Source organism: Bradyrhizobium sp., from assembly GCF_035484855.1.
Lineage (GTDB): Bacteria > Pseudomonadota > Alphaproteobacteria > Rhizobiales > Xanthobacteraceae > Bradyrhizobium.
Genome location: NZ_DATHOP010000081.1, coordinates 1 through 24,040, shown reverse-complemented (window position 1 = coordinate 24,040; position 24,040 = coordinate 1). Strand labels below are relative to the sequence as shown.

Here is a 24,040-nt window from a genome sequence, read left to right as displayed (position 1 = left end):
GAAGGATTCGTAGGTCTGCGAAGTAAAGGTCTGTCGACCGAATCACAAAATCGCAGGCAACGACTGCCCGAGTAGCTTGACCTGGATCAAACGCGTACAGGAGAATTTGTCAGACCGTTAAAGAAGCGAGAGGGCCGCGGCGTACTGCGCTTTTGGCGATGTTCGGACCTCAAAATATACGATCAAGGGGGCGGTACGTGGAGATTGAGCTGGAGCATAGTCACACGAAAGAAGAAATTCGCGCCCGGCTCGCGCGGGACCCCGGCATTAGCTATCTTCGTGACTGGATCTACGGGGGGATAGACGGAGTCGTGACCACTTTTGCTGTAGTCGCAAGTGTGGTCGGCGCTGACTTGTCCTCACAGGTCGTGCTTGTTCTTGGCCTGGCCAATCTTGTCGCCGACGGGTTCGCCATGGCGGCGGGCAATTACAGCGGCACTCAGGCCGAGCGGGATGATTATAATCGTCTGCTAGCTGTCGAGCGCAAGCACATAGCCGTTGTTCCGGATGGCGAGCGGGAGGAGATCAGGCAGATCTTCGGTGGCAAGGGCTTCTCGGGCGATAACCTGGAGGCAATAGTCGATGTAATCACAGCAGATGAATCCCGCTGGGCAAAGACTATGGTGGTGGAAGAATACGGTCTTGCTCCGACCCCGAAGTCTCCGGCATTGGCAGCGCTCAGCACGTTTGCTGCGTTCACATTATGCGGTTTGGTCCCGCTTGTGACTTAATCTCTGGGCGGGCGGGCTGATCCCGTGCGTTGCCGCAACTGGCATGGTTTTCTTCGCTATCGGGGCCATCAAGAGCCGTTGGTCTCTGACGACGTGGTGGCTATCGGGATTTGGAACTTTCTGTATAGGCATGTTCGCCGCCGCGCTGGCCTTTTGGGTTGGTTTTGGCTTGAGGACACTATTTAATCTTTCTACGGGTTGAAGATGGCGGACACTTCACGTCTGTTCATGGCACTTTTTGGACGTGATGCGATGTCGGACTTGAGTCCGAAATCCGCACCAAAGCGGACGTTGACCAACGTCTTTGACCCCCGCAAAAAGGTGGGAGAGGTGAAGTGAATTCACGCGTGTCTCCGCACCCTAAATCAGTGCCGCTGATTTGCCCGACGTGTCAAATGCAGTCGCTGGCATCGTCCATCCCGGCGCCCCGGCCTGCTACTTTGCATGGGGTTGTTTTCGATATTTTTGGTTGGGACCGCGAACCGGGCCGAGCCTTGCCTCGGCAAAGCCTTCATGCTGCTTCACCCGGCAGCAACTCGGTCAGCGAACGGATGATGCGATCCGGCTTGACCGTAGATTGCGCCGGCAGACCTTCGCCGTGGACGTCGATCCAGATCGCATAGATGCCGAGGCGTTGCGGCACCTCGACTTCCCATTCCAGATTGTCGCCGACCATCCAGGTCTCGGACGCGGTGACGCCAAGCGCCTGCATGGCGTGCCGATAGGCGCGCTCGTCCGGCTTGCCAAAGCCATGCTCGCCTTCGATCTGGATATGATCGAAGCGGTGCGCGAGCGCGAAGCGTTCGACCTTGGCGCGCTGGGTTCCGGCCGCGCCGTTGGTGACCAGCGCGAGCTTCACGCCGCGCGCCTTCAGCGCGTCGATCGCGTCATGCGCGCCGGGGAACACGAACATCTCCTCCTCGCGATAGGTAGTGAAACGGTCAGCGATGCGGATCGCGAGATCGTCGGGCAGGGGAGGATGGCCGTTCGCGGCCAGCGCGGCAAAGCCGCCCTTCACCGATACGCGCCGCGCTTCCTCGAGCTTTAATCGCCACGCCGGTTCGGCCGTTGCCCAGAAATTTCGTGCGAACGTCAGGATCGCGGCGGCGGCCTGTCGTGATGGTACCGGCGCAAGCTCGCCGGCGAATTCGGCGGTGATCATATTCCACGCAATCTCGGGCCGCCCATAAGCCGACAGGATGGTGTCGTCCATGTCGATCAGCATCGCGCGGGGCAGTGGCATTGTCGTCACGGCCATTTCACTTCCGGGGGCATCGACGACAGGATGGAGTCGACATTGCCGCCGGTCTTCAGGCCGAAGATGGTGCCGCGATCGTACAGCAGGTTGAATTCGACATAGCGTCCGCGCCGGATCAGCTGTTCCTCGCGGTCCTGCGCGGTCCATGGCGTCTCGAAATTGCGCCGGACCAGCTCGGGATAGATCTTCAGGAGGGCGCGGCCGACTTGCTGGGTAAAGCCGAGGTCGGAATCCCAGTCGCCGCTGTCGAGCCAGTCGTAGAAGATGCCGCCGATGCCGCGCGCCTCCTTGCGATGCGGCAGATAGAAATATTCGTCGCACCATTTCCTGTATTTCTCGTAGTCGGCAACCCCATTGTGTCCGCCGCAGGCGGCTTTCATCGCGGCATGAAAGGCAACCGTGTCGGGGTCGTGCTGGGTGCGGCGCCGCTCCAGCACAGGCGTCAGGTCGGAACCGCCGCCGAACCAGGCTTTGGTGGTGACGACGAAGCGGGTGTTCATGTGCACGGCCGGGATGTTCGGATTGTGCGGATGCGCGATCAGCGAAATGCCGGACGCCCAGAAGCGCGGGTCGTCGGCCGCGCCCGGAATCTGGGCCCGGAACTCCGGGGCGAACTCGCCATGCACGGTCGAGCAATGCACGCCGACCTTCTCGAACAGCCGTCCGCGCATCATGCTCATGACCCCGCCGCCGCCGCTCTCGCCGGTATGATCGGTGCGGTCCCAGCGCGTGCGCGCGAAGCGGCCCGCGGCACCTGCATAGAGCGAGGCCGGCGCATCGTCTTCGAGTTGCTCGAGCGCGCTGCAGATATCGTCGCGCAGGCGCTCGAACCAGGTCCTGGCGCGCGCCTTGCGGTCTTCGATCACGGAGATGTCCATTGCTGAAATCTAGCTGTTTGCGCCGGTTGTGGAAGCTGTTTGCCGCAGTGCCTCGCCGAGCGCCATCGCCGCGGCCATCGCCACGTTGAGCGAGCGCAAGGGGGGCTTGATCGGGATCACCAGCCGCGCATCCGCCGCATTGACGACATCGTCGGGAACACCAGCTGATTCCCGCCCGAACAGCAGGATGTCGGCCGGGCCAAAACGGTAGTCAAGATATGAACTGACCCCCTTGGTCGTGAACAGGATCAGCCGGGAGTTGCCCTGCTTGCGCCATTGCTCGAATTTTGGCCAGGAATCATGACGCGTGATGCTCACCTGGTCCAGATAATCCATTCCCGTCCGGCGGAAATGCCGGTCCGATACCGGAAAACCGGCGGGCTCGATGATATGGGCCGATACATCGAGGCACGCGCAGAGGCGCAGAATCGTCCCGGTATTCTGGGGGATGTCGGGCTGGAAAAGCGCAATTTGCATTTCGTTTTGGTAGCTCGGTCAAGCCCGCGATCTCTCAAATAATTCATCGCTCCGGGCGGAATTAGTGCATTGCACGCATGGCAGCCGATAGCGGGCTTGCGCTCGTCCGGCAAGGGTGCCAATAGAACGATTCTGGACTGCTGGTTCCGCCCGCCGGGGCAGGGGAAAGCGGTCCATTTGCCGCCGCGGGGGTCGCGGGCGCCGGCAGCCTCCCCCGGGTCGTCAATGCGTTGCCTGGGGCGGTTCCACCGGCTGCAGCTTGGGAAAGGGTTTGGGATCGTGACGACAGCGTCTTCGGCGGATCATCCAACACGCCGTGATTTCCTCTTTGTTGCAACCGGAGCTGCCGCCGCCGTCGGTGGAGTGCTCTCGCTCTGGCCGTTCGTTTCGCAGATGAATCCGGACGCCTCGACGATCGCGGCCGGCGCGCCGATCGAGGTCGATCTGGCACCGATCGCCTCCGGGCAGGACATCAAGGTGTTCTGGCGGGGAAAACCGATCTACATCATGAACCGCACCAAGAAGCAGGTCGACGAGGCCCGCAGCGTCCCCGTCGCGAGCCTGCCCGACCCGGCGACCGATCAGTCCCGGGTCAAGGAGGGCCATGATAACTGGCTCGTCGTGATCGGCATCTGCACCCATCTCGGCTGCATCCCGATCGCCTATGAGGGCAATTATGACGGGTTCTTCTGCCCCTGCCATGGCTCGCAATACGACTCCTCCGGTCGCATTCGTCAGGGACCCGCCCCGGCCAACCTGGCCGTGCCGCCCTATCAATTCGTTTCCGACAGCAAAATCCAGATTGGCTGACCTCGCGGATCGGTATCCGAGAGCTTGAGCCCGTCGCGTCGTTTTACTTCCCCAGGGATCGCATCATGAGCGGACCATCCGACTACCAGCCGACCCACCCCGTCCTGAAGTGGATCGAGCGGCGCCTGCCGATCCTGGGCTTTGCGCATTCCTCGTTCGTCGCCTATCCGACGCCGCGCAACCTGAATTACTGGTGGACGTTCGGCGCCATACTCTCGTTCATGCTCGGGTTGCAGATCCTGACCGGCGTGATCCTGGCGATGCATTACACGCCCGAGGCCACCATGGCCTTCCGCTCGGTCGAAAGCATCGTGCGCGACGTCAACTACGGCTGGCTGCTGCGCAACATGCACGCCTCCGGCGCCTCGATGTTCTTCCTGGCCGTCTACATCCACATGTTCCGCGGCCTTTATTACGGCTCGTACAAGGAGCCGCGCGAGGTGCTGTGGATCCTCGGCGTCATCATCTACCTCTTGATGATGGCGACCGGCTTCATGGGCTATGTGCTGCCGTGGGGCCAGATGAGTTTCTGGGGCGCCACCGTCATCACCAATCTGTTCTCGGCCATTCCCTATTTCGGCGAGAGCATCGTGACGCTGTTGTGGGGCGGCTATTCGGTCGGCAACCCGACCCTGAACCGCTTTTTCTCGCTGCACTATTTGCTGCCGTTCGTGATCGCAGGCGTGGTGGCGCTGCACGTCTGGGCGCTGCATGTCGCGGGCCAGAACAATCCGGCCGGCGTCGAGGTGAAGACCGAAAAGGACACCGTGCCGTTCACGCCTTACGCCACCATCAAGGACATGTTCGGCGTCTCCTGCTTCCTGATCTTCTTCGCCTGGTTCATCTTCTACATGCCGAACTATCTCGGCGACGCCGACAATTACATCCCCGCCAATCCCGGCGTGACGCCGCAGCACATCGTGCCGGAATGGTACTACCTGCCGTTCTACGCGATGCTGCGCAGCATTCCGAACAAGCTCGCCGGCGTGGTCGTGATGTTCTCCTCGATCCTGCTGCTGGCGTTCCTGCCGTGGCTCGATACCGCGAAGACCAGGTCGTCAAAATACCGTCCGCTGGCCAAGCAGTTCTTCTGGATCTTTGTCGTGGTCTGCGTGCTTTTGGGCTATCTCGGCGCGCAGCCGCCGGAAGGCATCTATGTGATCGCCGGCCGCATCCTGACCTTCTGCTACTTCGCCTATTTCCTGATCATGCTGCCGCTGCTCAGCCGGATCGAGACGCCGCGGCCGGTTCCGAATTCGATCGCAGACGACGTCCTCGCGAAGACCGGAAGCAAGACCACGCCGATGGTATCCACGGTGATCGCGCTTGCGCTCGCCGGCAGCCTGTTAGCGGGAAGCGTGCAGAACGCCCGCGCCGAGGATCAAACGCCGGTCTCGCAGAAATGGTCGTTCGCAGGTCCGTTCGGCAAATACGACCGCGGCGCGTTGCAGCGCGGCTTGAAGGTCTACAAGGAAGTCTGCTCGGCCTGCCATTCGCTGAACTATATCGCGTTCCGCAATCTCGCCGATCCCGGCGGTCCCGGCTATTCGGACGCGCAGGCGGCGGCGCTGGCGGCCGAATACAAGGTCAAGGATGGCCCCAACGATCAGGGCGAGATGTTCGACCGGCCCGGCCGGCCGGCGGATTATTTCCCCCCGCCATTCCCCAACGAGCAGGCGGCACGCGCGGCCAATGGCGGCGCGGCGCCGCCCGATCTGTCGCTGATCGCGAAAGCGCGGTCCTATGAGCGCGGCTTTCCCTGGTTCATCTTCGACTTCTTCACCCAGTTCCAGGAGCAGGGCCCGAACTACATCGTCGCAATCCTGACCGGCTTCGAGGACAAGCCCCCGGCCGGCGTGACCATTCCCGACGGCTCCTACTACAATAAGATTTTCCCCGGCCACGCCATCAAGATGCCGCCGCCGCTCTCCGACGGCCAGGTCACCTTCGACGACGGCTCGCCGGCAACCGTGCCGCAATACGCCCATGACGTCGCCACCTTCCTGATGTGGGCCGCCGAGCCAAAGATGGAGGCGCGCAAGCAGATGGGCCTGGAGGTGTTCGTGTTCCTGATCCTGTTCGCGGGATTGATGTATTTCACCAAGAAGAAGGTCTGGGCCGACGCGCACTGACCTCTGTGACGATGACGTGAATTTGAAAAAAGCCCCCAACGGGGGCTTTTTTGTTTTGTAAAACCACGCACACCGTCATCCTGAGGCGCGAGCCCTTGCGAGCCTCGAAGGATGCTTGCGACCCATCCTTCGCGGCGAAGACGCCGCTCCTCAGGATGACGATTGTGTGTGCGGCGAGACCATCATGCTCTCGCTAACCGATTGCATCCCGCCCGCACAGCGGACAAAATAGCCGCCAATCTCCCCTCGAGACAATCACGGAGGATCCCCATGGGCACCAACATCACCTTCAAGCGTCCCGACGGCAAGGACGCCGGTGGCTATCTCGCCAACGCCGCGCGCGGCAACGCGCCGGGCGTGGTCGTGATCCAGGAATGGTGGGGGCTGCAGGACCAGATCAAGGGCATGTGCGACCGCTTCGCGCTGGCCGGCTTCGACGCGCTGGCGCCCGATCTCTACAAGGGCAAGGTCGTGCCCTATCACGACACCGATGCCGCCGGAAAAGAGATGAACTCGCTCGACTTCATGGACGCCACCACCCAGACCGTGCGCGGCGCCGCGCAATACCTCGCCAGGAACGGCGCCAAGGTCGGGCTGACCGGCTTCTGCCTCGGCGGCGCCGTGACCATCATCGGCGCCACCAAAATCCCGGAGCTTGCCGCGGGCGTGGTGTTCTACGGTATCCCGCCGGAACAGGCGGCCAAGCCCGCAGACGTCAAAATCCCGCTGCAGGCGCATTTCGCCACCAAGGACGACTGGTGCACGCCGGCCCTGGTCGACACCTTCGAAAAGGGCATGAAGGCCGCCGGCAAGTCGCTCGAGATTTTCCGCTATGACGCCGAGCACGGTTTTGGCAACGAGCAGCGCCTGTCGGTGCACGATCGCGCGTCGGCGGAACTGGCCTGGGGCCGGGCGACCGAGTTTTTCAAGAAGCATTTGGGGTGAAGTGCTTCGTCATCGCGAGGAGCGCTTGCGACGAAGCGATCCATACGTTTGCAGAGCGAACGGCTTGGATTGCTTCGCTTCGCTCGCAATGACGATCGTCTCGCCCAAAGCAAAACCTATCCGCCAGCCTCGCTCACCCCATCCCACCACGGGCATGTCCCCGGCATCAGCTTGTAATTCCCCTCCATCACCTGCACCGGGGCGCGCAGGCCGGAGGCAGCGGCGCGCATTCGCATCTCGCGCGCGACCTCGCGGTCCTTCTCCGGCAGCCAGACCCGCTCATGGCCCCACAGGCTCGGGCCGTCATGCATCTCGACCGGTTGCCAGTTCGCCGGGTTGATCTCGCGGCCGCCCCAGCCGCATTCGATCATGAAGGAGGACGGCGACTTGCAGTAGAACGAGGTCATGAGGTCGTTGGTGTGGCGGCCGAGCGTGACGCTGACGCGCTCTTCTTGTGTCAGCGCGATGTCGTAGCACTGGCCGACATCGTCGAGCGAAAACAATTCCATCATCAGATGGTGCATCCCGTTCTTGCCGGTCTCGATCAGCGCCAGCGAATGATGCCGCGCGTTGACGTGAAAAAAGAAAGCGCGGAACGGTTTCAGGATGTAATCGGAGAGGCCGAAGCCGAGCACGTCGACATAGAACGACATCATGGGATCGATGTTCTCGACCGTCAGCACGGCATGTCCAAGGCCGAGCGGACCGGTGCGGAATCCCGAGATCGAGCGGCCCGGGAGAAACGGGGTGTCGTCGATCTCCGGGCCGTAAAACGCCTCGAGCCGGTTGCCGGCGGGATCGCTGAACGAGATCAAGGCATGCACACGCCTGGCGTCCGCCAGCGTCTGCGGCTCGGCGGTGACCTGGATCTGGGCCGCCTCCAACCGGGCGGCCAGCGCCTCCAGCGCCGCGGCATCGGCGACTTCCCAGCCGAAGAAGCGCGCGCCGTCCGGCAGCGAACGGTCGATGACGATGCGCTGCTTGCGATCGTCCATCCGGAACGCCAGCAGCGAATTGCCGCGCTCCACCGCCTGCAGGCCTACCAGGCCGGTGCCGAACTGCCGCCAGTCCTCCAGCTCGGACGAGCCGAAACCTGCATATCCCAGAGCCTGCACCGTCATCGCGCGCCTCCCGTTTTCCTGAGGTCTTGGGACCAAATCCTACGCATATTTTCGGCCTTTCACACCAAAAGATGCGTCCTAAAACGGCAATCCATTGGGCCAGACGGCGGCAATCCCTGCTTGACGGCCGCTCCGGTCCTGGTGTTTACGTTGCCCATGAGCACCGTCGTCCGCAATACCCGCCTGTGGTGGCGCACCTCCTAACGAGGTGGCCGGTGCGATTTCATTTTCCCCAATCGTTCGAGGCCGTCATCGCAGCGCGACGGCCTTTTCGTTTGTCCTGTGTGGCGTTCCCTCGGCAAGTTTCGTAAGAGGATGCCATGAACAGGACAGCCTTCTCCCTGCCGGCGAGGTACGAATACCGCACCCGTGGCGGGCTTGCGGTGACCCGCTCGGTGGAACAGTTTTCCGGCGGCGCCAACCGGCTCGACGACCTGATCGATCTGCTCGACCGCCGGCCCGGCGTGGTGCTGTCTTCGGGCACCACGGTGCCGGGCCGCTACGAAAGCTTTGACCTTGGCTTTTCCGATCCGCCGCTGCGGCTGGAAACCCGGGGGGCCGAGTTTACCTTGCAGGCCCTGAACGCGCGCGGTGATGTGCTGATCGCCTTCATCGGCGATGCCTTGCGCGAGCCCTGCGTCGTCGTCACCGAGAAAAACGCCTCGCGCCTTGCCGGCCATATCGTGCGTGCCGCAGCTCCTGTCGACGAGGATCAGCGCACCCGCCGCGCCAGCGTGATGTCGCTGGTGCGTGATCTCGTGGCCGCATTCGGCGCCAATGACGATCCCTTGCTCGGCCTGTTCGGCGCCTTCGCCTACGACCTCGTGTTCCAGATCGAGGACCTCGTCGAGAAGCGCGCCCGCGAAAAGGACCAGCGCGACATCGTGCTCTACGTACCCGATCGGCTGCTGGCCTATGACCGCGCCACCGGGCGCGGCGTGATGTTGAGCTACGATTTTGCCTGGAAGGGCAAATCCACCGAGGGCCTGCCGCGCGATACGCCTGAAAGCGTCTACGCCAAGACGCCGCGCCAGGGATTTTCCGATCACGCGCCCGGCGAATACCAGGCCACCGTGGAGACCGCGCGCGCAGCGTTCGCGCGCGGCGATCTGTTCGAGGCGGTGCCGGGTCAATTGTTCGCAGAGCCCTGCGAGCGAACGCCTGCCGAAGTATTTCAGCGGCTGTGCCGGATCAATCCGTCGCCCTATGGCGCGCTGATGAATCTCGGCGACGGCGAATTCCTGGTGTCGGCCTCGCCCGAGATGTTCGTGCGCTCCGACGGTAGGCGTGTCGAGACCTGTCCGATCTCCGGCACGATCGCGCGCGGCGTCGATGCAATCGGCGATGCCGAACAAATTCGGCAACTCTTGAATTCGGAGAAGGACGAATTTGAACTCAACATGTGCACCGACGTCGACCGCAACGACAAGGCGCGCGTCTGCGTGCCGGGAACGATCAAAGTTCTCGCGCGGCGCCAGATCGAGACCTATTCAAAACTGTTTCACACCGTCGATCATGTCGAGGGCATGCTGCGGCCGGGTTTCGATTCGCTCGATGCGTTCCTCACCCACGCCTGGGCGGTGACCGTGACCGGCGCCCCGAAATTGTGGGCGATGCAGTTCGTCGAGGATCATGAACGTTCGTCGCGGCGCTGGTATGCCGGCGCGATCGGCGCCGTCAATTTCGACGGCAGCATCAACACCGGGCTGACCATCCGCACGATCCGGATGAAGGACGGTCTCGCCGAAGTGCGGGTCGGCGCCACCTGTCTGTTTGATTCCGATCCTGCCGCCGAGGACCGCGAGTGCCAGGTCAAGGCGGCGGCGCTGTTCCAGGCGCTGCGCGGCGATCCGCCAAAACCGCTGTCGGCGTTCGCACCCGATGCCACCGGAAGCGGCAAGCAGGTGCTGCTGATCGACCACGACGACAGTTTTGTGCATATGCTGGCGGATTATTTCCGTCAGGTCGGCGCCACCGTCACTGTGGTGCGGCACGTTCATGCGCTGGATATGCTCAAGCAAAAGAACTGGGACCTGCTGGTGCTGTCGCCGGGGCCGGGCCGGCCGGAGGATTTTGCAATCGCCAAAACCATCGACGCTGCGCTCGGCAAGAAACTGCCGATCTTCGGCGTTTGCCTCGGCGTGCAGGCGATCGGCGAATATTTCGGCGGGCAACTCGGCCAGCTCGGCCAGCCGGCGCATGGCCGGCCGTCGCAGGTCCAGGTCAACGGCGGGCGGCTGATGCAGAACCTGCCCAGCGAGATCGTGATCGGCCGCTATCATTCGCTCTATGTCGAGCGCGACAGCATGCCGGAGGTGCTCGCCGTGACCGCGAGCACCGAGGACGGCGTCGCCATGGTGATCGAGCACAAGAGCCTGCCGGTCGGCGGGGTACAGTTTCACCCGGAATCGCTGATGTCGCTCGGCGGCGAAGTGGGGTTACGTATCGTGGAGAACGCGTTCCGGCTCGGCGTGCCGGTCAACTATTGAGGGGACGTCATTGCGAGGAGCATTTGCGACGAAGCAATCCATCCTTCCCCGGTGTTTCTGGATTGCTTCGCTGCGCTCGCAATGACGAAAGGGAGAAAAGAGAAAACCGATGAATTTTGAAAACGACCTGAAAGCCTCCGTCCGTACCATTCCGGACTACCCGAAACCGGGCATTCTGTTTCGGGACATCACCACGCTGCTCGGCGACGCCCGCGCCTTTCGCCGCGCGGTCGACGAACTGGTGCAGCCCTGGGCCGGCAACAAGATCGACAAGGTCGCCGGCATCGAGGCGCGCGGCTTCATTCTCGGCGGCGCGGTGGCGCACCAAGTCTCGGCCGGCTTCGTGCCGATCCGGAAAAGAGGCAAGCTGCCGCACACCACGGTGCGGATCGCCTATTCGCTGGAATACGGCCTCGACGAAATGGAAATGCATGCCGACGCCATCCTTCCCGGCGAGCGCGTGATCCTGGTTGACGACCTGATCGCGACCGGCGGCACCGCCGAGGGCGCGGTGAAGCTGATGCGCCAGATCGGTGCCAATGTGGTGGCGGCCTGCTTCATCATTGACCTGCCGGACCTCGGCGGCGCGGCCAAATTGCGGGCGATGGACGTGCCGGTGCGAACGCTGATGTCGTTCGAGGGGCATTGAGCGGCAGAGCACCAGCGATTTTCGTTGGGTTACGCGGAAGCCTGACGGTCATGCAGCGGAACGGTCCACGAGCCGGAGTTTCGCATGGCTTCCGCCGCGCTCACAGCCTCTCTTTGGCCGTCCCCCAAGGCTCGCAGATCGACCGCGATCGGAACGACCTCATGCTTCATGTAGTGGATCGAGCCCAGACGCTCCAGCAAGCGGCAGCCACAGCGCGCATAAAAGCCCAACAGCCGCGACGGAATCAGGGCCAAGCCCAAGTCTATGCCGTTGATCAGCGCCAGACCGTAAATGGCGTAAACCAGGTGTGGCCCGAATTTGCTTTTCTGCCAGTCAGGATGAATGACGAGGCGGCCGAACTCAACCAGCTGGCGGCCGGACTCTCTTGACCAACTCACGACTTCGTCGAAGTCCATCTGCTCCTGGGCGGCATAAGCACGTTTGCGTGGATCAGGGACGGGATGACGCTCTTGCGCTAACAGTTCGTCCAGGGCTGCCCCGTTGGGTTCGCCTTCGGCCAGGATCAACCGGACCCCGCCGATCATCTCCTCGATCCCTTGGCCATCCTGATAGTAGGCGCCCACGAAGCGGCTGTGACGATCGTAGCAATCGACGTCGATGCGACGTGAGGATGCGTCCAGATAGCCCTGATGAGAGTATACGAGCTGGCGCAGGCGCAACAGTGGAAGCAGTTCGACAGAGCAAGAAATCTCGCGGAGGCTTAGTTGGCCTCCCGCTGTACGAGCTTGGGCCGCCTTCGGTGACAAGTCCATGACGTGACCTTTCTCTGAACGTCGGTTGGCCGGAAGACGGGTCCTCCGGTCTCCGAATGCCCTATCACATCATTAGATGTCTTAGGTGTGGCGGATTGAAATATCTACTTTAAGTCGTTGGTAGACCCGGAGCGGCTTTGCAAGGAAAGCCGTGGGAAGCAGCCAATTGCTAGCGGCCGTCGACCGAGATTCCGACGGCGTTTTGCAAGCCCTCCATGACGTGCAGCACGGCTTGAGTGGAGTCGGCGTGGTGCTCGCGGCTCATCGTGTAGGTTTGCAGCCGGTCGCCGAAAACGCCACGCAGCTCCTCCGGTGATCCAACGTCCCGCAATCCGGCGAAGTCCAAGGTCATCCCCGGGGGGCGCAGGCCACCCAAGTCAGAGGACAGGATGGCGTGCAACTTCAAGGCGGGGTTACGCTCCTGAAAGAAACCTCCAAAAGAACGCAGCGACGATCCGGTTCCCACTCCGGCTACCAAGTGGTCGGGTCTCCCCACCGTCAGTCCTTCGGCCAAGCCACGATAGGCATCGCAGGTCCGGTAGTTTTGCCTGGTCCAATAGAACTCCTTGCTCTCGTGCCCCACTGCCAGCTCGGTCAGGGCAGCCGCCAGGGCATCCATGGTGGGAGGACAAAGGCGAACGTCAGCTCCAGCCTCGCGCATCGTCGTCACGGCCGCGGCCGGTGCCGATTCCGGCACATAGACCCGGCAGAAGAGTTTGCGCCTGCGTGCGGCCTGCGCCAGCGCCACAGCCCCCAACCCCGCTGACAAATCTGCGACCAAGCTGCCGGCGGGCAGATCGGCCTCCGCCAACAGGGCGTCCATCAGGTGGTATTTCAGCGATCCCCCCTGGACCCGCCCGCCCAAAACAAGATGACCCCCAGGCACTGCACGGATCACTTGCGCGCCACGATGTAGAAGTTCAGGCCGGCATAGGCGACCTGCTGTTTCTCCACGGCAGTGAATCCAATGGCTTCCAGCATCGCGGTCACCTTGTCCATGCCGTGGGTCTGCACGCCGTGGCGCAGGGCGCGGCCTTCAAACATCTCCAGCTGGCAGGCCAGGAATTCCCTGACCGTGCTCTCATCGACTCCCAGTGCAACGATCCTCTCGACGCCGCCGCCCAAGGACTGGAGGCTGGGAAAGATCTGAACACTGGAAATGGCCAGCTTGCCGCCTGGTTTGAGGACCCGGAAAGCCTCCCGCAGCGTGCGCTCGATGTCAGCGTCGAAGACCACATTGTTCGAAACGTAGCCGTCAAAATACTGATCGGGAAAGAACAGTTCCTCCACATTGCCCTCGCCCACCACCAGCGTGCCCTGCCCGCTGCTGCGCAATTTCTGAGAGCGGCGCACGGCGTGGCTCAGCATTCCCAGGTTGCGATCGATGCCGAAAACCTCGCTGCCCTGTTTGGCCAGAGCCTCCGCGATTTGTCCCGTGCCAACGCCTGCCTCGAGAATGCGCTCGCAGCCCTTGAGATCGCCGAGATAGCGCTCCAGCAAATCGGTGTAGATCGTGCGAGCGCCGGAGCGAGGCATCAGAAAATCGTCGTAGACCGGGGCGATGCGTGTCCAAATGGACTCGCGATGTTCACGCACCACCGGTTCCAGATCGATGATTCCCATCGATAGGGAGGAGGGGTCGCAGTAACTGATCTTTGGAATCGACGGCACCGGCAATCCCAGAATCAGATTGGTCACCATGGTGTCGAACAACATGTGGCACGTGCCAGCGGAGAGCGCGTTGCTGGTAATCGGCAGACGTCCGCCCAATACTTCGAACGTGTGCATCAAGGCGCTGCGTTGGCTTTGCGTTGGCCCGACCTGGTCGGGGAAGAAGGTGGTATGGGGCATGATGCGACTGGCCGGCATGGTCCAGGTTTCGCGCAAGCCCGGGTCGCTGGGCGCGGCGAAAAACTCTTCGAAGTCCGGCCCGTCGTGCGTGAAGCAGTAACAGATCGCGCCTTTGCCCACCAACAGGCCGGTCACCACCGGAATTTTCAACCGCCGCGCCAAGCTGTGCAGGGCAAGCTTGACGTCGGGACGCAAGAAGTCGACGGCGTCCACCACCAGGTCGCAATCGGCGAGGAATTGCTGCAGGTTTTCCAGAGTGATACCGTCACGAAACGGTTGCAGGCGAATTTCCGGCACCAGATCGCGGATCCATCTCGCCACGGCGTCGGTTTTGTTGTGACCGGTGTGCGAACAGGTGGCGAAAAGCTGGCGATTGGCGTTGTGACGCTCGAAGACGTCCGGATCGGCGATGCGTAGCCAGCCGCGCGCACCACTGCCGATGCCCAACTGCGCCAACGTCACCGCACCGCCGGCAAAGGCGCCTAGTCCAGCGACGGCTACGCGGGCATCGGCCAGACGTTCGAGCTGTCGGGCACTGAAGGCACCCTGATTTTTGTAGAGGTAAGGCGGAAAAGCCGTCGTTTGCTGCATGAACTGCCGTCTGATGGAATCAGCGATTTCCGTCGCAGGACTAGCCTTGCTGACCAGCCCAACTTAAGGCCTTAGCATGAATTTGCAACTTATGGTTTCTTCGCGAAGACTGAAGAGGCCTACAACGGCTCTTGCTCACGACTTCAGCAGGATCAAGCTCAGCTCCAGCTCCCGAAAACTCGTGTAGTTCCGGCGGATCCATTGATGCAGTTCGGTCGATGAATCCTTCTCGTTGCGCAGATAGCCGGTGAACGAGAAGGTCAGGCGGTCGACATAGGTCTTGAGAAACACCGGCAATGCGGCGATGCGCAGGACACGGCCCTGCGCCATGGCTTCGGGCAATTCGCCGCGCACCACATGTTCGTTGTCGACAACGACCAGGGCGGACCTCGGGATCTGCTCCTTCAGGACCGGGAAGGCGCGCGCCGAGACGCGGTCGGTGTCGGCGACGAACAGGATGATGGGCGCGACCGCGCGCCGCGCCGCTTCCTTCATGAAGCCGATTTCTTCCGACATCTTGAAGAACTCGTCGAAGGCGTGAAAGCCGAGATCGATCACCTTGGCGACGCCGTCATTGACGATCAGCCGGTCCATCAGCGCCATCTTGCCGAAGGTGTTGTCGACGTCGGCGGTCTCGGCGATCGCTGGCAGGAATTCCAGCAGCGACGGTTCTTTCAGGTTGATGTCGAACGCCGTCACCTGGCCGTGCTTCAGCAGCAGGAATTCGCTCAACTGCCGCGCGATCAGCGTCTTGCCGACCAGCGGGCGGGGCGAGCAGATGATGAAGACCGGCGTGATGGACATCGTCAGCTATATCAGGCGAAATCCGCGTCCGATCCAGCCCGGGAGCCCTCGATCCCGCAATTATTTTTCGCCGCCCCGCGCGCCCGGTTTGCCCGAGCCGACCAGGTCGGTCAGCTTGATGCGGTCGAATTCGCTCCAGACATTGGCCAGCCAGTGCCGGACATAGCCGCGCAGCACGAACGAATAGTTCGCGGCCTCGTCATGGACGCCCTTGTTGGCGACGAATTTGAGGAACGGGACGGAGGCGACCTCGACCTGCTCATAGGCCATTTCGTTGAGCTTCGGAATCGTCAGCTCGGTGGCGTCCTTGATGCGGTGGAAATAGGAATTGTAGGTCGCCTCGTCCCACTGGAAGAACTGGGTGTCGTTGATGAAGTTCTTGACCAGGAAATATTTCGCGCCGACCATGAAATTTGCGGTCTCGGCGATCTCGTCCAGCGAGGCGATCGACGGGCCCAGTATATGGAACACGGCAAAGGTGATCTGCCCGGACTTGGCGGCGTCGAGAAAGCCGATGTCGCGCAGCGAGGCCAGCGACGGCGAGAGCAGTCCGGCGCGGACGTCGATCACGGTGACGGAGGGGCTCGCCGCATTCAGGGTGTCGAAGATCTTCATCTGATCCGAGGTCGTCGTCATGTCGACGATCTCGGTGAGATCAGGGTGGAAGCGCTTCAGGGTGCCGCGCGGAGACTCGGTATCGAAGGCGCGGGTCGGCACATTGTTGGCGCTGAAATAATCAAGCAGGGTGCGCGAGACGGTGGTCTTGCCGACCCCGCCCTTGTCAGCACCCACCACAATCACTACTGGCTTCGCCATAAACGTCCCTTACCCGCCATTTTTGCCGGCAGCACGATCCCTTAACAAACCAGGCCGCCTGTTTCCGGGAAAACCGGTGATCTGCCCGCGGATCATGTCCTCAAAATCCTCCGACCGATAGCGAGAGTCCCCCGGTCGGCGCAAGCCTGCTTTGGGCGCGAACATGGCAGAAACAAGGGGGAATTCAATTCATTAGACTGCCGTTAGGGTTAATCCTGTCGGCGTCGTTAACGCCGCCCGGGCGGGCCAAATCCCTAATGCGGCCCCCACGGGCCGGCGGGCGGACTGCCCCAGGGGCTTGGCGAGGGGCCTTGTGAGGCCCCCGCGGGGTCCTTGGCATCGCCCCATGGTCCGGACGACGGCAAGGGCGGCGGGATTTGACCCTCGCTCGGCCCCATCGGCCGACCGTCCCCGGCCGCGTCGGCCGGAAGCGCCAGCGGGCCTGGGTCGTGTCCGCCGGCATATTTCACCAGCGCCTGCACCCTGGCGTCGACCGATGGATGGGTTGCGAACAGGTCGTGAAACCCCTCGCGCGGGTTGTCGAGGCACAATTCCATCACCGCCGAGGTGGCGCCGGGAAGCTCGCCGCGGCCCTCAATCTTGCGCAGCGCCGAGATCATGGCGTCGGGGTTTTTGGTCAGTTCGACCGAGCCGGCATCGGCCAACAGCTCGCGCGAGCGCGACAGCGCCAGTCGTACCAGCTGCGACAATAGCCAGGCCAGCGCGATCAAGACCACCGCGATGATGATGACGATGATGGCGCCGCCGCCGGAACTCTTGCGATCGCCATCCGAAGAAGAGGACGACGATGAGGAAGAGGACCACGAGCCGCGACCGTAGCCGCCGCCATAACCGCCATAATAGCCGAAATTCGTGAACGTCCGGAAGAACAGTTCGGCGAAGAAGCCGACCACGCCGGCGATGATTACCGCGATCACCATCATCTGAACGTCGCCGTTGCGGATATGGGTGAGTTCGTGGCCGAGCACCGCCTCGACCTCCTGGTCGTTGAGCGCGTTCAAGAGGCCCGAGGTGACGGTGATGGCATATTGCCGCTGGTTCAGCCCGGTCGTGTAGGCGTTGAGCGCATCGCTGTCGATGATCTCCAGCTTCGGCATCGGGATGCCGCGCGAGATGCAAAGATTTTCAAGGAGATTATAGAGCCGGGGCTGCTGCTGCCGCGTCACCTCCTCGCCGCCGGTCACGGCGTCGACGATCGATTGGTGGAAGAAATAGGCGATCACGATCCACAGGATCGCGCCGCCGGTCGCATAGGGGAACGCCGTGATGAGATCGCGCGCCGCCGCCGCCAGATAATAATCGACCGGCCCGCCGCTGTTGCGCACGACCTCGGCGATCAGCGCGCCGGCATAGACCATGACGTAGACCAGCACGAACAGGCCTGCGAGCAGCAGCATCGAACGAAACTTGTTCGAGGCGATGTGGGTGTAGAGACCGTACGCGGCCATGATGGGCTTCCGCTAACCACTGTCATTCCGGGGCGCGCTGAAAGCGCGAACCCGGAATCTCGAGATTCCGGGTCTGGTCCTTCGGACCATCCCGGAATGACGGCGATAGGCAATCATCGCCTCAAAACTTCACCTGCGGCGCGGCCTCGACTTCGGTCCTGGAGGCGCCGAGGTCGAAGAAATCCTTCCTGGTGAAACCGAACATGCCGGCGAAAAGCGCCGCCGGCATCTGCTGGATGCCGGTGTTGTATTCCTGAACCGCGTTGTTGTAGAAGCGGCGGCTCGCCGCGATCTTGTTCTCGAGATCGGACAATTCGCTCGCCAGCTGCTGGAAATTGGCGTTGGCCTTGAGGTCCGGATAGGCCTCCGACAGCGCGATCAGTTTTCCGAGCGCGCCGGACAGCTGGTTTTCGGCGGCCGACACCTGCGCCGGGCCCTGTGCCGACATCGCAGCACCCCGCGCTTTCACCACGTCATCGAGCGTGCCCCGCTCGTGCGCGGCGTAACCCTTCACGGTCTCGACCAGGTTCGGGATCAAATCGTGGCGCTGCTTGAGCTGCACGTCGATGTCGGCAAAAGCCTGGCCGACACGCTGGCCGAGCGCGACCAGCCGATTATACGCGCCGAACGCGAACAGCACGAGAATGACGAGGATGCCGAGAACAATCCAGCCCGATGACATGGCAAGCAACTCCTGGTGAGACAACGAATGCGGGCAGCCTAGACGAAAACGACGCCGGGCGTCAGGCCGCCACGAGGTGGGTATCCCCTTGGTCTGCCGCAAGGCGGGATAAGTTCAAGTGGGTGCCCCGGACGCGATGCGGTGCCTGCCGCAGGGGCCTCTACAAAAATCGCGAAAACAACCCCATGCAAAGTAGAATGCGCGGCTGAGGCCGGTGAGTTGCGTGTGTCCATGTTTCGAGGCGGTCGTCTCATCCTTAGATTGTTATATTTTAAAAATCAACCTCATCCTGAGGAGGCCACGAAGATGGACGGCAACACCAACTTGTAATTTCGGGTACTGGTTAGCTTTCCTCCATCAACGCATCGCCCCATCGCCAACGTCTGGCGCGGGCGTAGTCCGCTTTGGCGCGGCGCGGCACTTTTGCGAGGACGACACCGTCTGACGTGCAGAGTTTCGTTGCTATTTCGACTTTTGTAACCACCGGCTGTGTCAGCACGCGGGACAAGCGCTGCACCACCGGCGCACGTGTCAGCGCGACATAGGCGAATTTTTCGTCCTCGAAAGCAAGCTCCGCGCCCTTGATTTGCTTGTGCGCGCGCGAGCGCGGCAGCCGCTGCGTAAAATGACACCAGTCGGGTGCTGTCAGCGGACAGCCGCGGTCATGCGGGCAGGGTGCCGCGACATGCGCGCCCGCCGCGATCAATTGCGCCCGCATCGCGATGATCCTGGCGTAGCCCGCGGGCGTGCCGGGCTCGACGATCAGGAGCGTGTCGCGGGTTTTCGCCCACATCAACTCGGCAAGCTGGCGGCGGTCGCTCTCGCCGATCTCACCGATCATGTAGCTTGCGACCACGAGATCGGCTGGCGGTGCATCTGCCAGCGCGGCGCGGGCTTCGCCCTGCTGATATTTGATATCGCGAAAGCGCGCACCGTCGCTGGCGAGGTCCAGCGCCAGCGCGCGCAAGGCGCGGTTGGCGTCCAGCAGGGCAAAATCTTGTAGCGACGAAAACGCTTCTGCCGCGGCCCAGCTCGCGGTGCCCGGCCCGGCGCCGACATCGAGCAGGTTTTTGGGCGCGAAGTCGGGGGCAATCGCGCACAGCGCATTCAGGCTCGCGGTCACCGCGGCATAGGTCGCGGGCATCCGCGCCAGTGCGTAAGCGAGTGCATCGGCCTCGGAGAGGATCGCGCCGGAGCCGCCGCCGTCGCGGTAGGTTTTCGAGATCGACGCGGCGCGCGCGGCGGCGTCGTTGCGCGAGAATCCCTGCAGCTTCGCAGCGAGGGCGGCCTTGAGTTCGGCGGGAAGATCGGGAGCGGTCATCGCATGCCGTCATCCTGAGGTGCGAGCCCTTGCGAGCCTCGAAGGGTGACGGCATCGCTGCGGCCCATCCTTCGAGACGCCGCGCCAAGCGGCGCGGCTCCTCAGGATGACGAGACTATCACGCCACGTTCTGGTCGAGAATCTTCACCGCGTCCTGCAGGTCGACCGAGACCAGTTGCGAGACGCCGCGCTCGGCCATGGTGACGCCGAACAGCCGGTTCATCCGCGCCATGGTGATCGGATTGTGCGTGATGATGATGAAGCGCGTCTCGGTGGAAGCGGTCATCTCGTGCAGGAGGTCGCAGAATCGCTCGACATTGTGGTCGTCGAGCGGCGCGTCGACTTCGTCCAGCACGCAGATCGGCGAGGGATTGGTGAGGAACACCGCGAAGATCAGCGCCAGTGCGGTCAGCGCCTGTTCGCCGCCCGAGAGCAGCGACAACGTCTGCGGCTTCTTGCCGGGCGGTTTGGCGATGATTTCGAGGCCGGCTTCCAGGGGATCGTCGCTTTCGATCAGATGCAGCGCCGCCTCGCCGCCGCCGAACAGTTCTGTGAACAGCCGCTTGAAATGGCCGTTGACGATCTCGAACGAGGTCAACAGCCGCTCGCGCGCCTCGCGATTGAGGCTCTGGATGCCCTGGCGCAGCCGCTTGATGGCTTCCACCAGGTCGTCGCGCTCGGTGGTCAGCGAGGTGTGCTGGGCCTCGACTTCGCGCAGCTCTTCCTCGGCGCGCAAATTGACCGCGCCGAGCCGCTCGCGGTCGCGGCGCAGCTTTTCGAGATTTTCCTCGATCTCGGCAAGCGGCGGCAATTCCGCGCCCGGCTTGATCTCGGCGAGATTAGCTACGGCCTGCGGCTCGATTTCCAGCATGTCGTGGATTTCGCGCTCGATGTCGGCGAGGCGGCGTTTCGCACCTTCCAGCCGCTCTTCGGCGCGGGCACAAGTTTCGCGCGCAGCCGACAACGCTTCCAGCGAAATCTTGGCGGCGCGGTCGGTCTCCGCCATCACGTTTTCGGCTGACGCCAGCGCGTCGGCGGCGACGCGGCGGGCGGTCTCGGCGGCTTCGATTTCCGAAATCAGCGCGCGGCGCTTTTCGGCAAAGATCGCCGGCGCATTGTCGAGCTCGGCGCGCTCGGCCTTGACCTCGGTGACGCGGGCCTCGATGGTCTCGATCTGCGAGACCGCGCCGGCCTTGCGGTTTTGCCATTGGTTGCGCTCGGCCAGGATGGCTTGCAGCCTTCGGTCGGCGAGTTCGGCCTCGCGCGCCAGTGCCTGCGCTTCGGCGCGCACCTGGGCTGCGAGCCGGCGATGGCCGTCGATGTCGCTGCGGACGGCTGCGAGCCTTGTCTCGGTCTCGAGGCTCGCCGGCAATTCGTTGAGCGCCATGTTGGCGCTCGCTTGCGCGGCTTCCGCTTCGCCGCGATCGGCGTTGAGGCGGCTATGCGCCTCGGCCAGCGCGGATTTGCGCGCGGCGTGGCGGTTGATCTCGCGCTCGGTTGCGGCATGACGCTCGCGCGCGGCATCGGCCTCGCGTTGCGCCGTGCGCCAGGCCTCGCGCGCCGAACTCTCGGCCGTGGACGCCGCCTTGAGATTGGCTTCCGCGGCTTCCATCGTCTGACGCCTGGCGCCGGCCTCGATGCGGGCCTGCTCCAGCTCGTTCTCGATGTCGACCAGCCGCGCCCGTTCGGCGAGCCGCCGCGCCGCGCCGGTCGGGGCATGAGCGGCGGCGACAAAGCCGTCCCAGCGCCAGACATCGCCTTCCAGCGAGACCAGCCGCTGGCCGGTCTTGAGCTGCGACACCAGCTCCGCACCGCGCTCTTTCGCCACCACGCCGATCTGCGCCAGGCGACGGCCGAGTTCGAGCGGCGCCTGGACATGCGCGGCGAGCGCCTCGACACCTTCGGGCAGCGCCGGATCGCCCTCGGTGACGCCGGCGTCGGTCCAGCGCATCGGCGCCGACGGATCGACCGGGGCATCGAGATCGTCGCCGAGTGCAGCTCCAAGCGCCTTCTCAAAACCCTTGGCGACGGTGATGCCGTCGATGATCGGCGGCCACAGATTCTTGGTCTCGCCGTTGACCAGCTTCGAAATGGTACGCGCCTCGGTCTCCAGCCGTTGCACCCGCTTGTCGGCGTCGGTCAGCGGTGCGCGGGCGGCTTCCAGCCTTTGGCGGGCGGCGACGTGGCTCGCTTCGACCATCTGCACGGTGGTCTCGGACTGCGCGAGGCCCTGCTGCGCGATCTCCATGGCGTCGGCGAGCGCGGCGAGGTCGCCGAGCCCGCTGGTTTCCTGCGCAAGCTTCTGCTCTTCGACCGCGACGTTGGCGATCTCCTGATCGAGCCGCGCCAGCCGATCGCGATGGCTGCGCACATTGTCTTCGAGCTGATGGCGCTTGGCGGTCAAGTCGGCGAGCGCGGTGGTCAACTCGGCAAACAGGCGTTCGGCGGCGGCCAATGTCGTTTCGGCCTCAGAGACGCGCTCGTCAACGCCGCTGCGCTTTTCGACGCGGGTCCTGATCTCTTCCTTCAACTCGGTGTCTTCGGCATCGAGCCGGCCCAGCGCGACTTCGGCGTCGGAGGCCTGCTGCTGCTCGCGCGCGATGTCGGCCGAAAACTGCATCAGCCGGCGGTCGAGCTCGGCGACGCGCTCTTTGGCGCGCTCTTCCTCGCGATCGAGGGTTTCGCGCGCGCTGGTGAGCCGCTGCAGTCCCGCCGCGGCGCGAGCCTCGGCCTCGCGCAGCGCCGGCAGTTCGGAAGCGCGGATCGCCTGAATCCGCGCGGCTTCCGCCTGTTCGCGGGTGCGCTCGGCCATCTCGCGGACCGAGAGGTCATGGGTGGTGGTGGCTTCGGCAACGCCGGCATGGGCCTCGATCCAGCGCAGGTGAAACAGCAGCGCCTCGGCCTTGCGCACTTTCGCAGCGACCTCGCGATAGCGGATCGCCTGCCGCGCCTGCTTCTTCAAGCCGTCGATCTGGCCGGCGAGCTGTCCGATCACATCCTCGACGCGGGTGAGATTGGTCTCGGCGGCCTTCAGCCGCAGTTCGGCTTCATGGCGGCGGGCATGAAGGCCGGCGACGCCGGCGGCGTCTTCCAGCACGCGGCGGCGCTGCTCGGGCTTGGCCTGGATGATCTCGCCGATCTTGCCCTGGTGCACCAGCGCCGGCGAACGCGCGCCGGTGGCGGCGTCCGCAAACAGGATCTGCACATCGCGGGCCCGCACGTCGCGGCCGTTGATGCGATAGACCGAGCCGGCGTCGCGCTCGATCCGGCGCGAGATTTCCAGCATCTCGCGGTCGTTGATGGCGGCCGGCGCCGAGCGGTCGGAATTGTCGATCGTCATCACCACTTCGGCGTGGTTGCGCGAGGGCCGGTTGCCGGAGCCCGCGAAGATCACCGCGTCCATGTCGGCGGCGCGCAGCGATTTGTGCGAGGTCTCGCCCATCGCCCAGCGCAGCGCCTCGACCAGGTTGGATTTGCCGCAGCCGTTCGGCCCGACCACGCCGGTCAGGCCCGGTTCGATCAGGAAATCCGTGGGTTCGACGAACGACTTGAAACCGTGGAGGCGAAGGCGGGTCAGCTTCATGGACACAGATTCTCTGTTGGCAGGGCGCGAATCTCCCTGCCGGGACAATACCATAGAAGGCAATGTCGGTGTGTGGCCGAGTCGCATTTTGCGGCTCAGGCGAGCGACAATGGCGAGGCCGGGGCTTGAGGGCAACTGCCGCCCAGGGCTTTTCCCACGCCTTTTCCCAAGGCTTTTGCGGGGCTTATGCGGGGCAAAGGGGCGGCGGCCGGCCTGCCCAGGCGGGCATCAGATTTTCAGCAGCGCCTTGATCCGTTTGTCGAATTCCTCGTATGGCGGCACCCCATCGATCATCTCGCCATTGATGAAGAAGGTCGGCGTCCCCGGGATCTTCAGCACCTCGACGGCAAACTTCCGGTCGGCGGTGAGCTTGTCGAGCAGGGCCTGATCCCTGAGGCAGGCCTCGACGGCCTGCTGGCTGAGGCCGGCCTGCCGGCCGATCCGGGTCAGGGTTTCCGTGGTCTTCTCCAGAAATTCGTTCTGCTGCCGGAACACGACGTCGACGACAGCGAAATATTTTGCGCAGTCGTCCCCGGCGATGCCGCGCGCCAGCATCGAGCCGGCCGCGTCCTTGGGGTCGCGCGGAAATTCACGGAAAACGTAACGCACCTTGCCGGTGTCGATATATTCCGACTTGAGTTTTGGAAACACTTCCGGGTT

Annotated in this window: 20 protein-coding genes; 6 read left to right on the top strand and 14 right to left on the bottom strand. The window is 63.3% G+C overall.

Annotated features, from left to right (window positions below; translation table 11 throughout):
* The first annotated feature begins 197 nt into the window (after positions 1-197).
* The gene (locus VK804_RS09080) at positions 198-731 is read left to right on the top strand and encodes a VIT1/CCC1 transporter family protein (RefSeq protein WP_325370092.1); all 534 of its coding nucleotides are present in this window, start codon (positions 198-200) and stop codon (positions 729-731) included.
* Positions 732-1,242: 511 nt separating this feature from the next.
* Here VK804_RS09080 and VK804_RS09075 read toward each other — a convergent pair.
* The 3 genes from VK804_RS09075 to VK804_RS09065 are packed head-to-tail and all read right to left on the bottom strand — an operon-like array spanning position 1,243 to position 3,344.
* Positions 1,243-1,989 carry an HAD family hydrolase gene (locus VK804_RS09075; RefSeq protein WP_325370090.1) on the bottom strand — a complete coding sequence of 249 codons (747 nt, stop codon included), beginning with the start codon at positions 1,987-1,989 and terminating at the stop codon, positions 1,243-1,245.
* Entirely contained in the window at positions 1,980-2,867 is an 888-nt protein-coding gene (hemF, locus tag VK804_RS09070; protein WP_325370089.1) for an oxygen-dependent coproporphyrinogen oxidase, read from the bottom strand. Before hemF ends, VK804_RS09075 begins: the two co-directional genes overlap by 10 nt.
* 9 nt (positions 2,868-2,876) lie before the next feature.
* Positions 2,877-3,344 (bottom strand): tRNA (cytidine(34)-2'-O)-methyltransferase, encoded by a 468-nt coding sequence (locus VK804_RS09065; protein WP_325370087.1) that lies wholly within the window; start codon positions 3,342-3,344, stop codon positions 2,877-2,879.
* A 279-nt stretch (positions 3,345-3,623) separates the two neighbouring features.
* Between VK804_RS09065 and petA the strand changes: the two genes are divergently transcribed.
* The 3 genes from petA to VK804_RS09050 all read left to right on the top strand — a co-directional run bounded on the left by petA (position 3,624) and on the right by VK804_RS09050 (position 7,231).
* Positions 3,624-4,154, top strand: a complete 531-nt coding sequence (gene petA / locus VK804_RS09060) for a ubiquinol-cytochrome c reductase iron-sulfur subunit (protein WP_325370136.1) — start codon at positions 3,624-3,626, stop codon at positions 4,152-4,154.
* Positions 4,155-4,219: 65 nt separating this feature from the next.
* Positions 4,220-6,286 carry a cytochrome c1 gene (locus tag VK804_RS09055; RefSeq protein WP_325370085.1) on the top strand — a complete coding sequence of 689 codons (2,067 nt, stop codon included), beginning with the start codon at positions 4,220-4,222 and terminating at the stop codon, positions 6,284-6,286.
* A gap of 270 nt (positions 6,287-6,556) precedes the next feature.
* Positions 6,557-7,231, top strand: coding sequence for a dienelactone hydrolase family protein (locus VK804_RS09050; RefSeq protein WP_325370082.1), 675 nt, complete (start codon positions 6,557-6,559; stop codon positions 7,229-7,231).
* A 116-nt stretch (positions 7,232-7,347) separates the two neighbouring features.
* Here VK804_RS09050 and VK804_RS09045 read toward each other — a convergent pair whose 3' ends face one another.
* Positions 7,348-8,352, bottom strand: a complete 1,005-nt coding sequence (locus VK804_RS09045) for a VOC family protein (protein ID WP_325370080.1) — start codon at positions 8,350-8,352, stop codon at positions 7,348-7,350.
* A 320-nt stretch (positions 8,353-8,672) separates the two neighbouring features.
* Between VK804_RS09045 and VK804_RS09040 the strand changes: the two genes are divergently transcribed.
* Both VK804_RS09040 and VK804_RS09035 read left to right on the top strand, forming a co-directional pair.
* On the top strand, positions 8,673-10,841 hold the full coding sequence (locus VK804_RS09040) for an anthranilate synthase component I (RefSeq protein WP_325370078.1): 2,169 nt from the start codon (positions 8,673-8,675) through the stop codon (positions 10,839-10,841).
* Positions 10,842-10,950: 109 nt separating this feature from the next.
* On the top strand, positions 10,951-11,490 hold the full coding sequence (locus VK804_RS09035) for an adenine phosphoribosyltransferase (RefSeq protein ID WP_325370076.1): 540 nt from the start codon (positions 10,951-10,953) through the stop codon (positions 11,488-11,490).
* Positions 11,491-11,519: 29 nt separating this feature from the next.
* On the opposite strand, the gene VK804_RS09030 is transcribed toward VK804_RS09035, so the two are convergent.
* The 10 genes from VK804_RS09030 to VK804_RS08985 form a co-directional block, all read right to left on the bottom strand.
* Positions 11,520-12,170, bottom strand: a complete 651-nt coding sequence (locus tag VK804_RS09030) for an N-acyl amino acid synthase FeeM domain-containing protein (protein WP_325370074.1) — start codon at positions 12,168-12,170, stop codon at positions 11,520-11,522.
* 262 nt (positions 12,171-12,432) lie between these two features.
* Positions 12,433-13,149: a pyridoxal-phosphate dependent enzyme gene (locus VK804_RS09025; protein ID WP_325370134.1), complete on the bottom strand. Its 717-nt coding sequence runs from the start codon at positions 13,147-13,149 to the stop codon at positions 12,433-12,435.
* An 8-nt stretch (positions 13,150-13,157) separates the two neighbouring features.
* Positions 13,158-14,705 carry a ThiF family adenylyltransferase gene (locus VK804_RS09020; RefSeq protein ID WP_325370072.1) on the bottom strand — a complete coding sequence of 516 codons (1,548 nt, stop codon included), beginning with the start codon at positions 14,703-14,705 and terminating at the stop codon, positions 13,158-13,160.
* 135 nt (positions 14,706-14,840) lie between these two features.
* Positions 14,841-15,509: a hypothetical protein gene (locus VK804_RS09015; protein WP_325370070.1), complete on the bottom strand. Its 669-nt coding sequence runs from the start codon at positions 15,507-15,509 to the stop codon at positions 14,841-14,843.
* A gap of 60 nt (positions 15,510-15,569) precedes the next feature.
* Positions 15,570-16,325, bottom strand: coding sequence for a hypothetical protein (locus tag VK804_RS09010; protein ID WP_325370068.1), 756 nt, complete (start codon positions 16,323-16,325; stop codon positions 15,570-15,572).
* Positions 16,326-16,579: 254 nt separating this feature from the next.
* On the bottom strand, positions 16,580-17,794 hold the full coding sequence (locus tag VK804_RS09005; RefSeq protein WP_325370066.1) for a M48 family metallopeptidase: 1,215 nt from the start codon (positions 17,792-17,794) through the stop codon (positions 16,580-16,582).
* Between the two features lie 121 nt (positions 17,795-17,915).
* Entirely contained in the window at positions 17,916-18,476 is a 561-nt protein-coding gene (locus tag VK804_RS09000) for a LemA family protein (protein WP_325370063.1), read from the bottom strand.
* A 343-nt stretch (positions 18,477-18,819) separates the two neighbouring features.
* A complete protein-coding gene (locus tag VK804_RS08995; protein ID WP_325370060.1) occupies positions 18,820-19,797 on the bottom strand; it encodes a small ribosomal subunit Rsm22 family protein in 978 nt (325 codons plus the stop codon).
* A 118-nt stretch (positions 19,798-19,915) separates the two neighbouring features.
* Positions 19,916-23,380 (bottom strand): chromosome segregation protein SMC, encoded by a 3,465-nt coding sequence (smc, locus tag VK804_RS08990; RefSeq protein WP_325370057.1) that lies wholly within the window; start codon positions 23,378-23,380, stop codon positions 19,916-19,918.
* A 228-nt stretch (positions 23,381-23,608) separates the two neighbouring features.
* Positions 23,609-24,040 (bottom strand): DsbA family protein (locus VK804_RS08985; RefSeq protein ID WP_325370054.1); only part of this gene is annotated, 432 nt, incomplete at its 5' end.

What these genes read in the sequence shown, in the direction of transcription:
- VK804_RS09050 (WP_325370082.1), top strand. Translation starts at nt 6,557, where the DNA reads ATGGGCACCAACATCACCTTCAAGCGTCCCGACGGCAAGGACGCCGGT.
- VK804_RS09075 (WP_325370090.1), bottom strand. Translation starts at nt 1,989, where the DNA reads ATGGCCGTGACGACAATGCCACTGCCCCGCGCGATGCTGATCGACATG.
- hemF (WP_325370089.1), bottom strand. Translation starts at nt 2,867, where the DNA reads ATGGACATCTCCGTGATCGAAGACCGCAAGGCGCGCGCCAGGACCTGG.
- VK804_RS08995 (WP_325370060.1), bottom strand. Translation starts at nt 19,797, where the DNA reads ATGACCGCTCCCGATCTTCCCGCCGAACTCAAGGCCGCCCTCGCTGCG.
- VK804_RS09035 (WP_325370076.1), top strand. Translation starts at nt 10,951, where the DNA reads ATGAATTTTGAAAACGACCTGAAAGCCTCCGTCCGTACCATTCCGGAC.
- VK804_RS09015 (WP_325370070.1), bottom strand. Translation starts at nt 15,509, where the DNA reads ATGTCCATCACGCCGGTCTTCATCATCTGCTCGCCCCGCCCGCTGGTC.
- VK804_RS09010 (WP_325370068.1), bottom strand. Translation starts at nt 16,325, where the DNA reads ATGGCGAAGCCAGTAGTGATTGTGGTGGGTGCTGACAAGGGCGGGGTC.
- VK804_RS09000 (WP_325370063.1), bottom strand. Translation starts at nt 18,476, where the DNA reads ATGTCATCGGGCTGGATTGTTCTCGGCATCCTCGTCATTCTCGTGCTG.
- smc (WP_325370057.1), bottom strand. Translation starts at nt 23,380, where the DNA reads ATGAAGCTGACCCGCCTTCGCCTCCACGGTTTCAAGTCGTTCGTCGAA.
- VK804_RS09045 (WP_325370080.1), bottom strand. Translation starts at nt 8,352, where the DNA reads ATGACGGTGCAGGCTCTGGGATATGCAGGTTTCGGCTCGTCCGAGCTG.
- VK804_RS09020 (WP_325370072.1), bottom strand. Translation starts at nt 14,705, where the DNA reads ATGCAGCAAACGACGGCTTTTCCGCCTTACCTCTACAAAAATCAGGGT.
- VK804_RS09065 (WP_325370087.1), bottom strand. Translation starts at nt 3,344, where the DNA reads ATGCAAATTGCGCTTTTCCAGCCCGACATCCCCCAGAATACCGGGACG.
- VK804_RS09040 (WP_325370078.1), top strand. Translation starts at nt 8,673, where the DNA reads ATGAACAGGACAGCCTTCTCCCTGCCGGCGAGGTACGAATACCGCACC.
- VK804_RS09055 (WP_325370085.1), top strand. Translation starts at nt 4,220, where the DNA reads ATGAGCGGACCATCCGACTACCAGCCGACCCACCCCGTCCTGAAGTGG.
- VK804_RS09005 (WP_325370066.1), bottom strand. Translation starts at nt 17,794, where the DNA reads ATGGCCGCGTACGGTCTCTACACCCACATCGCCTCGAACAAGTTTCGT.